This window comes from Shewanella sp. NFH-SH190041 (assembly GCF_024363255.1).
Taxonomy (GTDB): domain Bacteria; phylum Pseudomonadota; class Gammaproteobacteria; order Enterobacterales; family Shewanellaceae; genus Shewanella.
Map to the genome: position 1 here is coordinate 2287853 of NZ_AP026070.1, position 15113 is coordinate 2302965.

Annotated in this window: 11 protein-coding genes and 6 tRNA genes; 5 read left to right on the plus strand and 12 right to left on the minus strand. The window is 46.3% G+C overall.

The annotated features are described in order from the left end of the window. Positions 1-92: 92 nt before the first annotated feature. A complete protein-coding gene (locus NFHSH190041_RS10065) occupies positions 93-659 on the plus strand; it encodes a CoA pyrophosphatase (protein WP_261921737.1) in 567 nt (188 codons plus the stop codon). Positions 660-946: 287 nt separating this feature from the next. Continuing rightward, the gene (asnS, locus tag NFHSH190041_RS10070; RefSeq protein WP_261921738.1) at positions 947-2347 is read left to right on the plus strand and encodes an asparagine--tRNA ligase; all 1401 of its coding nucleotides are present in this window, start codon (positions 947-949) and stop codon (positions 2345-2347) included. A gap of 262 nt (positions 2348-2609) precedes the next feature. Here the strand turns inward: asnS and NFHSH190041_RS10075 are convergent, their stop codons facing one another. Both NFHSH190041_RS10075 and def read right to left on the minus strand, forming a co-directional pair. Next, on the minus strand, positions 2610-3188 hold the full coding sequence (locus NFHSH190041_RS10075) for a DTW domain-containing protein (protein WP_261921739.1): 579 nt from the start codon (positions 3186-3188) through the stop codon (positions 2610-2612). A gap of 337 nt (positions 3189-3525) precedes the next feature. Then, positions 3526-4020, minus strand: coding sequence for a peptide deformylase (def, locus tag NFHSH190041_RS10080; RefSeq protein WP_261921740.1), 495 nt, complete (start codon positions 4018-4020; stop codon positions 3526-3528). A 126-nt stretch (positions 4021-4146) separates the two neighbouring features. Here def and NFHSH190041_RS10085 point away from each other — a divergent pair, with 126 nt between their 5' ends. Both NFHSH190041_RS10085 and NFHSH190041_RS10090 read left to right on the plus strand, forming a co-directional pair. After that, on the plus strand, positions 4147-4509 hold the full coding sequence (locus NFHSH190041_RS10085; RefSeq protein ID WP_261921741.1) for an MGMT family protein: 363 nt from the start codon (positions 4147-4149) through the stop codon (positions 4507-4509). A gap of 19 nt (positions 4510-4528) precedes the next feature. Further along, positions 4529-5305, plus strand: a complete 777-nt coding sequence (locus NFHSH190041_RS10090) for a DUF3108 domain-containing protein (protein ID WP_261921742.1) — start codon at positions 4529-4531, stop codon at positions 5303-5305. Here the strand turns inward: NFHSH190041_RS10090 and NFHSH190041_RS10095 are convergent. Further along, positions 5270-6049: a class II glutamine amidotransferase gene (locus NFHSH190041_RS10095; RefSeq protein WP_261921743.1), complete on the minus strand. Its 780-nt coding sequence runs from the start codon at positions 6047-6049 to the stop codon at positions 5270-5272. The two genes, NFHSH190041_RS10090 and NFHSH190041_RS10095, sit on opposite strands and share 36 nt — an antisense overlap. A gap of 312 nt (positions 6050-6361) precedes the next feature. Between NFHSH190041_RS10095 and fadE the strand changes: the two genes are divergently transcribed. After that, a complete protein-coding gene (fadE, locus tag NFHSH190041_RS10100; protein ID WP_261921744.1) occupies positions 6362-8815 on the plus strand; it encodes an acyl-CoA dehydrogenase FadE in 2454 nt (817 codons plus the stop codon). Positions 8816-8955: 140 nt separating this feature from the next. Here the strand turns inward: fadE and NFHSH190041_RS10105 are convergent. The 9 genes from NFHSH190041_RS10105 to NFHSH190041_RS10145 all read right to left on the minus strand — a co-directional run bounded on the left by NFHSH190041_RS10105 (position 8956) and on the right by NFHSH190041_RS10145 (position 15036). Next, positions 8956-9042: transfer RNA gene (locus NFHSH190041_RS10105), tRNA-Leu, on the minus strand. A 40-nt stretch (positions 9043-9082) separates the two neighbouring features. Then, positions 9083-9156 (minus strand) — tRNA-Cys (locus NFHSH190041_RS10110). Positions 9157-9184: 28 nt separating this feature from the next. Further along, positions 9185-9260 (minus strand) — tRNA-Gly (locus tag NFHSH190041_RS10115). Between the two features lie 986 nt (positions 9261-10246). Then, positions 10247-10320: transfer RNA gene (locus NFHSH190041_RS10120), tRNA-Cys, on the minus strand. Positions 10321-10350: 30 nt separating this feature from the next. Beyond that, a tRNA-Gly gene (locus NFHSH190041_RS10125) sits at positions 10351-10426 on the minus strand. Positions 10427-10610: 184 nt separating this feature from the next. Continuing rightward, positions 10611-11159 carry a CDP-diacylglycerol--glycerol-3-phosphate 3-phosphatidyltransferase gene (gene pgsA / locus NFHSH190041_RS10130; protein WP_261921745.1) on the minus strand — a complete coding sequence of 183 codons (549 nt, stop codon included), beginning with the start codon at positions 11157-11159 and terminating at the stop codon, positions 10611-10613. A 47-nt stretch (positions 11160-11206) separates the two neighbouring features. Next, positions 11207-13036: an excinuclease ABC subunit UvrC gene (uvrC, locus tag NFHSH190041_RS10135; RefSeq protein WP_261925088.1), complete on the minus strand. Its 1830-nt coding sequence runs from the start codon at positions 13034-13036 to the stop codon at positions 11207-11209. 27 nt (positions 13037-13063) lie between these two features. Beyond that, positions 13064-13708 (minus strand): UvrY/SirA/GacA family response regulator transcription factor, encoded by a 645-nt coding sequence (gene uvrY, locus NFHSH190041_RS10140; RefSeq protein WP_261921746.1) that lies wholly within the window; start codon positions 13706-13708, stop codon positions 13064-13066. Positions 13709-14945: 1237 nt separating this feature from the next. Beyond that, positions 14946-15036: transfer RNA gene (locus NFHSH190041_RS10145), tRNA-Ser, on the minus strand. Between the last annotated feature and the right edge of the window lie 77 nt (positions 15037-15113).

Below are 15113 nucleotides of genomic sequence, written 5' to 3' on the forward strand. Positions count from 1 at the left end.
TAAGTCCGGCAAGGGTGCACAGCGCTTTGCCGGATAAATGCGATAACACGCTAATACGTAACAGCCCATTGGTAATAGGAGCCTAAGGCGCGATGCAAGCCGAGGAATTCAAAACCCGCTTTATGCTGCAACAAATTCAGCAACCCCACCGTTTCCCGGCCAATGGCCGTGAGCGGCAAGCCGGCGTATTACTGGCGCTGCAGCCAACCGATGCGGGCCTCTCTGTGCTATTAACCCAACGTACCGCGCATTTGGCCGCACATCCAAACCAAATCAGCTTTCCCGGTGGTAAATTTGACCAAACCGATGCCAACTTAACCGTCACCGCATTACGCGAAGCTTGGGAGGAGATCTGTCTGCCCAAACAGCAAGTCGATGTGCTAGGACAACTGCCCGCCATCAATACACTGACAGGCTTTATTATCACTCCGGTAGTGGGACTTATCCCCGCAACATTTCGGCCCCAAGCAGCACCTGGGGAAGTTGCCCAATGTCTGCATGTGCCATTTAATTTTCTATTGCAGCCCCAACACAGATTATTCCAGTCATTCAGCCGGCGGGGACACCAACGCAATATCTGCTTTATTCCTTGGCAAGACCGACTTATCTGGGGTGCTACAGCAGCGATTATCGATTCTCTCTGTCGGCAATTAAGCTAAACACGTTTATTACACAGTTAGACGCCTTTCCTCGCCCACTTTATCATCAGCTATCGTGCCTTAGCGCTATCACCAAACCATAAACAGCATTGTGCATTAAGCAGACCAATACTCAGATAAAATTGCCAAACTTGCAGCCCAACACCGAGATTTAGAGAAAAAACCTCGGATAAGGAGCCATTATTACGGTTACACGGGGTTTTAGCGCTTGAGAAAAGCCCGCAGCAAGGTAATATTAACCTCCAAAATTTTTACGCTAAGACATTTTGTTGGAGAACTGAGCAACAATGAGCATTGCATCTGTCGCTTCTGTATTTAAAGGTGATTTTGCGGTTGGTTCGCAAATTACCGTTCGCGGTTGGGTCCGTACCCGCCGTGATTCCAAGGCCGGAATTTCTTTCCTGGCCATCTATGACGGTTCCTGTTTTGATGCCATTCAGGGTGTAGTACCCAATAACCTGGAAAATTATCAGAACGAAGTGCTCAAGCTGACTGCCGGCTGCTCCGTTGAAATGACAGGTGAAGTGGTGGAATCACCTGGTGCCGGTCAGGCTTTTGAACTCCAGGTTACCGACGTGAAAGTCACAGGTTGGGTTGATGATCCAGATACCTATCCAATGGCCGCTAAGCGCCATTCCATCGAGCACCTGCGTGAACTGGCTCACCTGCGTCCACGTACCAATATTATCGGTGCTGTTGCCCGTGTACGTAACTGTCTGGCACAAGCCATCCATCGTTTCTATCACGAGCAGGGATTTATCTGGGTATCTACCCCACTGATCACTGCGTCTGACTGTGAAGGTGCCGGTGAGATGTTCCGCGTATCCACTCTGGATATGGAAAACCTGCCACGCACTGAAGCCGGTAAAGTTGACTATGACAAAGACTTTTTCGGTAAAGAAGCCTTCCTGACAGTTTCTGGCCAGTTAAACGCTGAAACCTATGCCTGTGCGCTGTCTAAGGTTTATACCTTTGGCCCGACTTTCCGCGCTGAAAACTCCAATACCAGCCGTCACCTGGCTGAATTCTGGATGGTTGAGCCAGAAGTGGCTTTCGCCCAGTTGGATGATGTTGCTGAACTGGCTGAAAAAATGCTGAAATACGCATTCAATGCCGTACTGGAAGAACGCCGTGATGATATGGAATTCTTCGCCCAACGCGTTGATAAAACCGTTATCGAGCGGATGGAAAACTTCGTCAGCAGCGATTTTGCCCAAGTGGATTACACTGATGCCGTTGAAATTCTGCAAAACTGTGGCAAAACCTTCGAGTTCCCAGTTGAATGGGGTATCGATCTGCAGTCTGAACATGAACGCTATCTGGCCGAAGAACACTTCAAAGCCCCTGTGGTTGTGAAGAACTATCCTAAAGATATTAAAGCCTTCTACATGCGTCTAAACGAAGACGGTAAGACTGTTGCCGCAATGGATGTATTGGCACCTGGTATTGGTGAAATCATCGGTGGCAGCCAGCGTGAAGAGCGCCTGGATGTACTGGATGCCCGTCTGGAAGAAATGAATCTGTCCAAAGAAGATTACTGGTGGTACCGTGACCTGCGCCGTTATGGCACCGTACCTCACTCAGGTTTCGGTCTGGGCTTCGAGCGTCTGGTATCTTACGTGACTGGTGTAAACAACATCCGTGATGTTATCGCCTTCCCACGTGCACCACGCAGCGCCAGTTTCTAATCATCAGCTAATTGATGATAAATAGAACATAAAGCTAAGCCGCCTATCATAAGGCGGCTTTTTTTATGAAGGTTATAGCGTGAAATAGCCGCTATCCAACACTTAACCAGCTTAAAGCGGATAAATAATCCGCAAAATGTTTTGCTAATTTGCTTTCGATGGGTAGCGCAATCTAGCTAAAGGTAATGGTTGATAACATGACTAATCTTTAACTACCGCACCCTTCGTTAAACAGCATTAGCAATATTAAGTGCCATTAAAATCAACAATCAAATGCCTTTTGATTATGATATTGCAGATCCACCAGCAATTGACCCGCCATGGTGACATCACCACTCAAAGCACACAAAACAGCAATTGATTCCAGAGTACATAAGCCTTCACTCTGTTGGTTACGACGACGTGTAAAGCCAGACACATAGTCTCCGGTAAAACGGTAACTTGGCAATGATTGCAGATAAGGGCTTTGTCGGTACATCTTTCCCGCTTCCTGCCAAGTTGCATCCAAGAGAATAAAATACTTAGGAAGTGGCTTGGCCAAGTGTTGCGTGAGGTGTTGCGTGAAATTTTCCTGCTGTAAAGTCCCATTTGAGACATCACCAAGCTCTCCTGACAAATTAAGCTCAGCTAAATCAACAACAGGTAACGCTGTGCTGTTTTCTGCGGGAAATAACAGGCCAACTTGCTGCTGCGCAATCAAGGCTAGTAATGCTGGATCGGGCGCCTTACGCTGCCACACAACCTGCTGACAATGCTGACCCAGTCGCGTTTTAGCAATTCTGCCGCTATTGCTTTCCCGAGTCAGCTCCCGTTCATGGGTTAATAAGATAAACGTTGGCAAAATATGTCCTCAAAAATGCTAGAGTAATACGTTACATGCCACTGACAGCATTACACTGATTGCAGTTAACTTTCTGCAGATAAATCGCAAATAAGTCGCAGATATTGCTATACCGCAATTAAGCCCACACTCAAACCTGCCAAGATAAAACAATCCGCCACACATATAATCTGACGGTTTTCGGCAAAACCTTTAAACACTAGGGCATCTGTATGTTTTCCGGATTAAGGTATAAAAATGCAATAAAAAACCGGGCCAAGCCCGGTTAATCAATGATACAGATGTGTAGCTTTACAATGGCGCTAACCCACGGCCAAATGCCGCCCAAAAAAGGCTATCAATCCTTGAGCTTGCGTACTTTTTTCAATGCCATCTGCTGCTTCATTGACGACAAGTGTTCAATGAAGATTTTACCCTTAAGGTGGTCAATCTCATGCTGCAAGACAATCGCCAGAAATTCATCAGTATCAAAAATCTGCTCATTCCCTTCCCGATCAAGAGATACAACTTTAACCCGGCTGTAGCGCTTCACCTTGGCATAATAGCCAGGTACAGATAAACAGCCTTCTTCGCCTTCATATTCACCGTCTTGCTCAACAATTTGTGGATTAATCACCACAGTTGGTGAGTTGCGCTCTTCAGACAGATCGATCACTATCACAGCGTGGGTACTGCCCACCTGGGTGGCAGCCAAACCGATACCATCACTGGTCTGGTACATGGTTTCCAGCATGTCATCAATAAATCCCTGAATCGCAGCAACATCTTCAACCGGCTGAGCCTGACGCTTCAGGCGTTCATCAGGAATACGTAAAATATCTAACACGGCCATGTTTTATAACCCCCGGAAATCAAAAACCCGAGCATTATCGCGGAAAAGCCGCCATCATCCAAGGGCTTTGGTGCGATAGCGTTAATCGAAACGCTAATATGACGAATTTTTGGTGCGCAAACAAAGATGAATACAATTAATTCTTTAACAAACTCGTCACAAGCAGCTAAAATCTGGCAAATTGTGACAATGATCCCAACAGGTCATGTCTGCAGCTATGGCAAAGTCGCGGATCTCGCCGGTTTACCCGGCCGAGCCAGATATGTATCTAGAGCATTGAAATTAGCGCCTGAGTCGTTGACGCTACCTTGGCACCGAGTGGTAAACAGCCAAGGCAAAATTTCCTTACCCTTTGGTTCACCAGTATATCAGCAGCAGATAAGCCGACTAAGAGAGGAAGGGGTCACAGTACATCATGGCAGAGTCAATATGACACTGTATCAATGGCGGCCGGATATCGCGGCGCTAGTGTTAGATATTCCTTTTTAGTCATCACAAGGAGTCACATTTGCCCAATCTCTATCGCCCACTACTCTTGCTAACATCCTTTTTTTCCCCACTGGCACATGCACAATCACCTCTTACGCCGCAAACAGCCGAGTATCAGGTATTTTACGGTGATATTGATTTGGGCAAGGCTCGCTATCGGCTTGAGCCGCCGTCAGACAGTGGCGTATACAGTTACTACCTCGACAGTGCCCTGAGCTTGTTAGTCTTGTCCGACATTCGTCATATCCGCAGTGAATTTACCCGGGATCCGCAGCATCCTGATACTCTACTACCTATACGTTATATGCAGGAGCGTGAAGGTACTGGCCCCAATTTTCGCGAACAAACAGCCTTCGCCCGGCAGCAGGGTAATGTCTATACCCGTTATAAAGATAAAAAGGGCACGTTCCCCTATCACCCAGGGCTGTATGATCCCTTAATGGTGCAACTGCAATTTCGGCTCGATATCAGTCGAGGCAAGACCCCACTGGATTATGAGATGGTGAAAAGTAATGAAATTGATGATTATCAATTTAAAATTGTTGGGAAAGAGCGGGTTAATCTACCCAGTGGCAGTTATAACACAGTCAAAATAGCGGTCGTTCGTAGCAGTAAAAAGCGTCAAACATTTTTTTGGATGTCACCGGAGTTAAGCTATTTACCTGTCAGACTAACCCACTTTGAAAAGGGCGATAAGCAGTTAGATATCCAACTGCTCAATTACCATTACATGCCAGATAGAACCACGCCCTCTGCTAACTCAGCTGCCAGCACACACCTCTCCGAGGCGAAATAAGCGCCAGTTGCCTGGCTGCAAAATATGCCACTGTTCATTATCTGTCAGTGGCCGGGTGGCAATGACAGTAACGATATCATCGGGTGTGGTTTCCTGATTGAAATCAATCACGACATCAGTATCAATTAACTTAGCTTTGCCAAAGGGTGCCCGGCGGGTGATGTAGCATAAATTATTGCTACAAAACGTCATCAGATACTCTCCATCTGTTAGTAACATATTAAAGACACCTAACTGACGAATTTGCTCCGCTAAACTGGCAATATACTCAAATACTGGCGTCATTGTCTCTGGACGACCTTCACCAAACTTTTCTGTGAGTTGCTGCAAAATCCAACAAAATGCCATTTCACTGTCAGTGTCACCAACAGGTTGATAACGGCTTGAATTCAATTTTTCTTGATAACCACTAAGCTGGCCATTGTGAGCATAAGTCCAATACCTGCCCCAAAGTTCCCGCACAAACGGATGGGTATTTTCCAAACTCACAGCACCACGATTAGCCTGACGGATATGACTGACGACCACTTCACTCTTAATGGGGTAGGCCTTGATCAACTTAGCAATCTCGGAATCACTGCTAGGTTTGGCATCCTTAAAGGTTCGACAACCGCGTCCTTCATAAAAGGTAATCCCCCAGCCATCAACATGAGGGCCGGTGCGTCCTCCTCGCTCAGCCAATCCGGTAAAGCTAAATACGATATCCGTTGGCACATTGGCACTCATCGCCAATAACTCACACATACTCTTTTTGTCCTGCCTTTCATCCCGGCAGAGCACTATCTCTACCGGCTGACTTAATCCATAAAAAACCGACAGATACCTTAACAACATTAAGATAATGACGGCGTAATACCTGAGTGTAACCGGCAATATCAGGCCGGGGAATCAGAAAAAATTAAAACAATTGTTTGAAAAAGACTTGTATAAAATTTAGCGAAAGATTAACGTTTCAGTCATACAGGTCTGACCAGAAACTACACTTATCATTACATCTATAACCCATCATTTAAGTATCCACCTGCCGGACACACATCAGCATTAAGGAGAATCACTGTGACCACCCTCATTTGGATTATTGCGATGCTTGTGGTACTAGGCGCAGCTGCCTACCTCAGGGTATCGCTGCTCAGTGCCACCCTCGCTGCCACAATTATGATGATTATCGGCACCAGCGCCGGTACCACCGGATTTACAGCTTGGTTAATCTTCCTCATTATCGCCTTACCACTCAATCTCAGCCAATTCCGGCAAACGGTGATCACCCGACCACTGTTAAAACTCTATAAAGGCATTATGCCGGAAATGTCCCGCACGGAAAAAGAAGCCCTAGAAGCAGGCACGACCTGGTGGGAGTCTGAGCTATTTGCCGGTAATCCTAACTGGAAAAAATTGCATAATTACCCTGTCCCACGCCTGAGTAGTGAAGAACAAGCCTTTCTTGATGGTCCGGTTGAAACCGTCTGTAAAATGCTTAACCAGCATCAAGTGTCCCACCAACTGGCCGATTTGCCACCAGAAATTTGGCAATATCTAAGAGACAATGGCTTCTTTGCCATGATCATTAAAAAGAAATATGGCGGCCTAGCCTTCTCCGCCTATGCCCAATCCCGCGTATTGCAGAAACTGGCCGGTATGTCCAGCGAGTTAGCTTCCACCGTCGGCGTACCCAATTCGTTAGGACCAGGTGAACTGCTGCAGCACTATGGCACCCCAGAGCAACGTGATTATTATCTGCCCCGGCTGGCAAAAGGGCTAGAAGTCCCCTGCTTTGCCCTGACAAGTCCAGAAGCAGGAAGTGATGCGGGTGCGATTCCGGATCTCGGCACGGTCTGCTACGGCCAATGGGAAGGCGAACAAGTATTAGGCATGCAACTGACTTGGAATAAGCGCTATATCACATTGGCTCCTATCGCAACGGTACTGGGATTGGCCTTTAAACTGCGCGACCCTGATCATCTTATCGGTGATACCGAGGATCTCGGCATCACCTGCGCCCTTATCCCAACCCATCTTCCCGGCATTGCTATCGGTCGACGCCATTTCCCACTTAACTGTATGTTCCAAAATGGCCCAACCCAAGGTAAAGATGTCTTCGTACCGTTAAGTTTTATTATTGGCGGTCAGCAGATGGCAGGGCAAGGCTGGCGTATGCTGGTTGAATGCCTGTCGGTTGGCCGGGGGATCACCCTCCCTTCCAATGCAGCCGGTGGCATTAAAACCCTCGCGTTAGCTAGCGGAGCTTACTCACGCATTCGACGACAATTCAAACTGCCCATCGGCAAGCTCGAAGGAATCGAAGAGCCACTAGCCAGACTAGGCGGCAATGCCTATCTCATGGATGCTGTAACCTCTCTCACGACAACAGGGATTGATCTGGGGGAAAAACCTTCAGTGATCTCAGCCATCGTCAAATGCCATCTGACGGATAGGATGCAAAAGTGCGTGATTGATGCCATGGATATCCATGGCGGCAAAGGTATCTGTCTTGGCCCGAATAATTACCTTGGAAGAGGTTATCAAGCCGCCCCTATTGCGATTACCGTTGAGGGCGCCAATATTCTTACCCGCTCAATGATTATCTATGGTCAGGGGGCGATACGTTGCCATCCTTATGTGTTAGCAGAAATGGAAGCAGCATTTAACCCGGATAAACATCAGGGGCTGGCTGATTTTGATGCCGCATTGTTTGGCCATATTGGTTTTACCTTGTCTAACCTGCTACGCAGCTTCTGGCTCGGCTTAACTGGCGCACGCTTCTCTAAAGCGCCATATCAAGATAAAACCCGTATCTATTACCAGCAAATGAACCGTTTCAGTGCCAACCTCGCACTGCTGAGTGATCTGGCCATGGCTATTCTCGGTGGTAACCTCAAACGCCGAGAACGCATCTCAGCTCGGTTAGGGGATATGCTCAGTCAACTGTATCTGGCTTCCGCAACACTTAAGCGTTATCAGGATGAAGGCCGTCAGCATAAAGATCTGCCTCTACTGCAATGGGCCGTGGAAGATTCCTTATATAAACTACAAACATCATTAGATGAATTGCTGGATAATTTCCCAGCCAAACTTGGCCTGCTACTACGGGGACTGATTATGCCGCTCGGAAGACCGGTCCGCCGTCCCAACGACAAACTCGATCACAAGGTAGCTAAACTACTGCAAAAGCCCAGTGACTCACGAGCACGTCTGGGTAAAGGGCAGTTCCTCACCGCTTGCGATAACAATGCCGTCGGCCTGCAAGAAGCAACTCTGCGGGATATCCTCAAATGTGAGCCGCTGTATGACAAAGTCTGCCGCGCCAGCGACACCAAGCCACCTTTTATGTGGCTGGATAAAATCGCTGATCTTGGGCTGGAACTGGATGTACTGGATGAGGAGGAAGCGCAGTTACTACGCCGGGCCGAAAAAGGCCGCCTTAACGCCATCAATGTCGATGATTTTGACCCACAGGCACTGCAAGCAGCCAAAGCTGATACAGGCGGAAATAAACGTCACCATGCCGCCTGAATAAGTATTTAACCGAAGAAACCCGATGGTATTAATATCATCGGTTTTTTATATCCATTGGTGTAGAATAGTCCGCGTAAGATACAAAAAAACCAGCACTAGGCTGGTTATTTTGTTCTCTCATGCGCTTAGCAAGGAGATGGTACCCGAGGCCAGACTTGAACTGGCACGCTGTTACCAGCGAGGGATTTTAAATCCCTTGTGTCTACCGATTCCACCACTCGGGCATTTCATGCTCTGCCGCCATACAAGCCACAGATTAGAAAGTGGAGGCGCGACCCGGAGTCGAACCGAGATCGACGGATTTGCAATCCGCAGCATAGCCATTCTGCCATCGCGCCACTTTGTTACTCAACCTCTATTTGAGGTTGGAGCGACATATCGGGTTCGAACCGATGACCTATACCTTGGCAAGGTATCGCTCTACCAACTGAGCTAATGTCGCTTCGCGTTAACCCGCCTTATCGCCGGGAACGGGGCATACTTTAACGGATTTCCCGGCAGGGTCAACAACTAATTTTATTGTTTTGATTCATTCGATTAAAGAAGTGCCAATTCGATCAAAAACCACACCAAGAGTGTCGATATCATCACCAATCGTACTCTCCTGCCACTAATTTAATGGCATACAAAAGATCATTTCAATAAAAGCAGCACTCCACCTCGACTCATTAAAATAGATATTGCCGCACAATATTTGCACGCCATGACCTATACGCCCAACACCAAGTTCATCAATAAATGCATCCATAGAGAATGAAGCATAAACGTCAATACACATTATCAATGTATCCGCGTATTGAGCTGCCTATAAATACACCACCATCCTTTAATCAATTACAAGTAATATAAATATAGTGAGCGATTTGATTAAATGTCATCACAGCGAACCGGTGTCATTAATACAAATAATGTCGAGTAAGAGATGAGAGAAAGCATGTCGATGGTAAGACTGCAGAGGCTGAAGTCAAAATAAATACCAGCCTAGGCTATCATCAACAGCCCAGACCAAGAATAAACTCAACTTAATTTCCAAAATTAGTTAACCACAACCGCTTTTCACGGTTGAATTTTATTCAAGATAATAACTCTTGGTTGTGACGAATGATTTATCGCCCAGTCAGACTCAATAAGAACAATTCAACAAAGAGGATGCAAAGCTGCCCGATAGGAATTGAACCTGTGCTACACAGCGTTATCGACTTATCAGGTAATGTAACGACATGGCAAATACAGCAAAGCCGCTATCGTGAAGCCCCCTTCAAACTGCCACAAAGCAAACCGAAAAGATCAACCCCATAATAACGGGCTAATGGAACATACAAAGAATTGATCGGCTGTATTGAGAACTACCACGGCATTGATTTAACGTATGGAGAAAAGCAATAGAAAAGATAATTAAATAGGAAATTTAGATAAGGTAATAAGAAGTGGAGGCGCGACCCGGAGTCGAACCGAGATCGACGGATTTGCAATCCGCAGCATAGCCATTCTGCCATCGCGCCACTTTTTGTATCATCAAAGAAATTGATGATTGGAGCGACATATCGGGTTCGAACCGATGACCTATACCTTGGCAAGGTATCGCTCTACCAACTGAGCTAATGTCGCATTACTTGCATTAATGAAAACTGATAAAACGCTTTGAATATCAAGCAGATAAGTTTTCATTAAGTCAGGAGTACCGCCCCGACTGCGAGACGCATTCTCGCTGTTTTATGTCGGGGAGTCAATCAGGATTTATTCGCTTATGGTTTAACTGCGCACTAAAACAACGAAACGTTGAAATTATCTGCTACTCAGCCGTTAAATCCTTCCAAGCGCTCATAATATAACTCAACATGGACCAGAAAGTTAAAATGGCCGCGATATATAACAGACCATAAGATAACTGCACCATCCAGTCAGACTGCCGCCATAATAAACCGATAATCGCCAACATTTGGGCCGCGGTTTTATATTTGCCAATCCAAGAGACGGCAACCACCCCACGTTTACCCAATTCTGCCATCCACTCCCGCAGGGCTGAAATCACAATTTCCCGGCCAATCATAAACAGCGCGGGGATCGTCAACCATACAGAAGCATAATCTTCCACCAGCAGCACTAATGCCGCCGCGACCATAATTTTATCTGCAACCGGATCTAAAAATGCACCAAATCGCGTCGACTGATGCAATTTACGGGCAAGATAGCCATCCAGCGCGTCGGTAATGGCCGCCAGCCAGAAAACAAACGCAGAGGCGAAAGGTGCCCAGCTGTATGGCAGATAGAAAAAAACAATAAAAACTGGAAGTAAGATGACTCTGAACAGGGTCAGAGCAATGGGTAAATTAAAAGGCATGATCAAACCAAATTATCAAGAGCAGCGCCAATCTTGCCTCAATTTTGCTACCCCCGCAATGCGTCATGTATTGTTTGTGCCATTTCTATGCTGATCCCCGGCACTTTTGCCAATTCAGCTACACTGGCATTTTTCACTTGTTGTAAACCGCCCATAAACTGTAACAGTGCGCGGCGCCGTTTCGGCCCGACCCCAGGAATGGACTCTAACGTCGATGTATTACGGGTTTTCTGACGCCGGTTACGATGGCCTGTTATCGCAAAGCGGTGGGATTCATCCCGAATATGCTGGATCAGATGCAATGCTTCAGAATCATCCTCCAATGCAAAACTGGCTTCAGTTTCACCATAGATCAAGGTTTCCAACCCTGGCTTACGGCTCTCACCTTTTGCCACCCCTATCAAGATGGGGGCCTTATCCAATGTCACAAACTTTTCATCGACAATGTTTTGAGCCATACGCAACTGACCCAACCCACCATCAATAAATAAAATATCCGGAATTTTGGCCTCATTAGTCACTTTATCGAACCGACGACTAATGGCCTGCGCCATCGCCGCATAATCATCCCCAGGGGTAATACCACTGATATTAAAGCGGCGATATTCAGCTTTATCCGGCCCTTCTCGGTTAAATACCACACAGGAAGCAACCGTACTCTCACCCATGGTGTGACTGATATCAAAGCATTCCATGCGACTGATTGGTTGGCTGAGCTCCAACACCTCTTCCAAGGCGACAAAACGTTGTTCTACCGTATTCTTATGGGACAAATGACTTGAAACAGCATTCACCGCATTCGTCACCGCCAAACGTAAAAATTGCGCCCGCTGACCCCGCACCCGAGTTTTAATACTGACTTTTTTGTCCAATGCTTGGCTGATAGCGGCCTGCAGCGCGGGCAATTCATCAAACTCATGGCTGATTAAAATCTCTTTTGGCAAACTGCGTTGCGCTGTAGTATTTAAATAAAACTGCAGCATAAAGGCACGTAGCACTTCATCAAGCTCTGTTTGGGCCGGAATTTTGGGATAATAACTGCGACTTCCAAAAATTTTACCATCTCGGATAAATAGCAGATGAAAACAGGCCAACCCAGAGGCATAATCCACCCCGATAACATCCATATCTTCCGTATCTGAAGTGACCTCATTTTGCTCTGCAACCCGTCTTAATGCCTGTATTTGATCTCGAAATGCCGCGGCCTGTTCATATTCCATATCATCTGCAGCCCGGGTCATTTTATCCACCAGCGCCGCAATCACTTGCTGATCCTTGCCGCGCAAAAACATAGCGGCTAGCCGCACCTGCTGTTGATAATCAGCATCAGAAATTTTGCCAACACAAGGGGCGCTGCAGCGACCAATTTGGTACTGCAAACAGGGACGAGAACGAGATTTATAGTACAGATCGGTACATTGACGGATAGGGAACAACTTCTGCATCAGGTGCAAACTTTCACGCACAGCCCCACCATTCGGGTAAGGGCCAAAATATTGGCCTTTTTCCCGCTTAGGGCCCCGGTGATAGGCCAACCTGGGATGACGATGATCACTGAGCAGAATAAAAGGGTAAGATTTATCATCACGCAACAGCACATTATATTTAGGCATGTAGCGTTTGATGTAGTCATTTTCCAAAATTAACGCGTCAGTTTCACTGTGAGTCAGTGTCACATCAATCTGGGCGATATGTGAAACCAAGGCTTGGGTTTTCACATTGGGCAGATTTTTGCGAAAATAAGAACTAAGACGTTTTTTGAGATCTTTCGCTTTACCGACATAAATCACCACAGCGTCAGCATCATACATACGATAGACGCCGGGTGAAGCGGGTACGGTTTTTAAAAAAGCACTGGCATTAAATGCGGTCGGCATTACCACGGTTCCACTCCGACACAAAAATTAAAACTGGCCAGCATCCAACATTTTATAGCGGATAGCCAACCGGGTCAGCTCAACATCACCACTGATCCCCAGTTTACTAAATAAGCGATAGCGATAACTGTTCACGGTTTTGGGGCTAAGATTGAGCTGCTCAGAAATTTCATTCACCTTATCACCATTAGTGATCATCATCATGATCTGCAATTCCCGCTCAGACAAAGCCTTAAACGGATTATCATCTGCCTGATTAAACTGGCTCAATGCCATCTGTTGGGCGATTTCAGGTGATAAATAACGCTGACCATGAGCGACTTGGCGTATCGCCTGTAACACCTCAGGCGGTTTGGCCCCTTTAGTCAAATAACCAGAGGCGCCAGCTTGCATCACCTTAGTGGGGAAAGGGTCTTCAGAATGCACCGTTAACACAATAATTTTGGCATGGAGTTGATGGCGTAAAATTTTACGGGTTGCTTCCAACCCCCCAATTCCCGGCATATTCATATCCATTAAAATAACATCGGCTTCATTTTGCCGGCACCACTGCACCGCAGTTTCACCATCACCCGCTTCACCGACCACACGGATACCGCGCTCATCTTCCAGGATCCGTCGGATCCCGGTCCTGACCAACTCATGGTCATCAACCAGATATACTGAAATCACCCTCTGCCCATCCTGTATTCTTTTTAGCCGGAAACTAAATCCCGTTTCTACTTATTAAACTAGATCATAAACCAGTCTGGTTAAAGGGGAAATAGCACTTGCTTAACCTAATGAATTAAAAAGAGAACTTTCACCTACTATTCATAGATGTAATCGGTCATCGACTCACTTAAATCACTGCACGTTTATGCATCTGAGCGAACTACTCCAATGCCAATAGGCCTTTTATCTATCACCTATCTATGCATGGCTGCAAACCAATATTCTATCCAACGCACAGCATAAGCAAACTCGGCGGGGACACTCTCTAAAGAGTTATAATATCGATATAAGCATAGGATTAACGCTGCGCTATCAGCACTTAAGTAGCAGAGGGTGCTGGCTGATTAAAACGCTTACGTCACCGTTATATATGCATAAATTAACCGATAAGTCAGATATTAACTAATTAGTTCGCGGCTATTTGCGCTCAATTAACAAGCAACCCGTTGTAAGCAAGATTAATTCACTCTCGCCGCTAATCAGCAGTAAAGACCTACCGCCATAGTGAAATGTCGCATTGTGGCGAAGCCAACACGCAATGAAGATACACCCTAGAGAATGATAACACTGAGATTAAAACAAGTTTCAATTGACCCTTGAGTAGCTTAGTCGCAGTTCACCACATTTGGCCCTCGCTTAGCTATCCCTTGATGACTTACTTAGCTATTCGCTTGACTTCTACTTAGCTACTTACTGGTCTATTCGCGTGACCCTCGCATGACTATTTCGCTTGCGGCCAAGAGCTTTAAATCTTAGTCACAACTGCGCAGCACTGGACTGATTACCCTATTGCGTTGGAGTGACGTTAATATGATTGCGTTAATGGTATTTGCGGCAGCATTAACTTCTCGCGGCCAACGACTCACGCTTATCCACACTTGATGTCTTGCTGGAATCAAAATGCTTCAACGCAACAGTTAAGTCCGCTAATCCAATGATTTAATGGCAATAAAAGTATAAATAGCACAATTGAAATAACACATAACGGCTGAATCAAATTGCAAGAATGAAATAAATTGATTAGCAGATATCGACCTTTCAAGCTTGTGTTTGTCGCAAGCAGAGAGTGATTGATACGAATAAGCAGATTTGATATGACGTTGCGCGGGCTGATAAATCGAAAACGCAGTCGCAATGAGCCCAACACACAGGCACAAAAAAGCCTGCTTAAATAAGCAGGCTTTCTCATAAAATATGGCGGAGGAGCAGGGATTTGAACCCTGGATGGGCTATTAACCCATGCCGGTTTTCAAGACCGGTGCATTCAACCACTCTGCCACCCCTCCGGAACGGGGGCGATAATACTGAGAACAATATAGGCTGTAAACTGTTTTTTCAGCCAAACCAGTTTAACTGCATAAAT

Excerpts from the sequence above, each read along its gene's own strand:
- NFHSH190041_RS10065 (WP_261921737.1), top strand. The coding sequence starts at position 93 with ATGCAAGCCGAGGAATTCAAAACCCGCTTTATGCTGCAACAAATTCAG.
- asnS (WP_261921738.1), top strand. The coding sequence starts at position 947 with ATGAGCATTGCATCTGTCGCTTCTGTATTTAAAGGTGATTTTGCGGTT.
- def (WP_261921740.1), bottom strand. The coding sequence starts at position 4,020 with ATGGCCGTGTTAGATATTTTACGTATTCCTGATGAACGCCTGAAGCGT.
- NFHSH190041_RS10085 (WP_261921741.1), top strand. The coding sequence starts at position 4,147 with ATGAATACAATTAATTCTTTAACAAACTCGTCACAAGCAGCTAAAATC.
- NFHSH190041_RS10095 (WP_261921743.1), bottom strand. The coding sequence starts at position 6,049 with ATGTGTGAGTTATTGGCGATGAGTGCCAATGTGCCAACGGATATCGTA.
- pgsA (WP_261921745.1), bottom strand. The coding sequence starts at position 11,159 with ATGCCTTTTAATTTACCCATTGCTCTGACCCTGTTCAGAGTCATCTTA.
- uvrC (WP_261925088.1), bottom strand. The coding sequence starts at position 13,036 with ATGCCGACCGCATTTAATGCCAGTGCTTTTTTAAAAACCGTACCCGCT.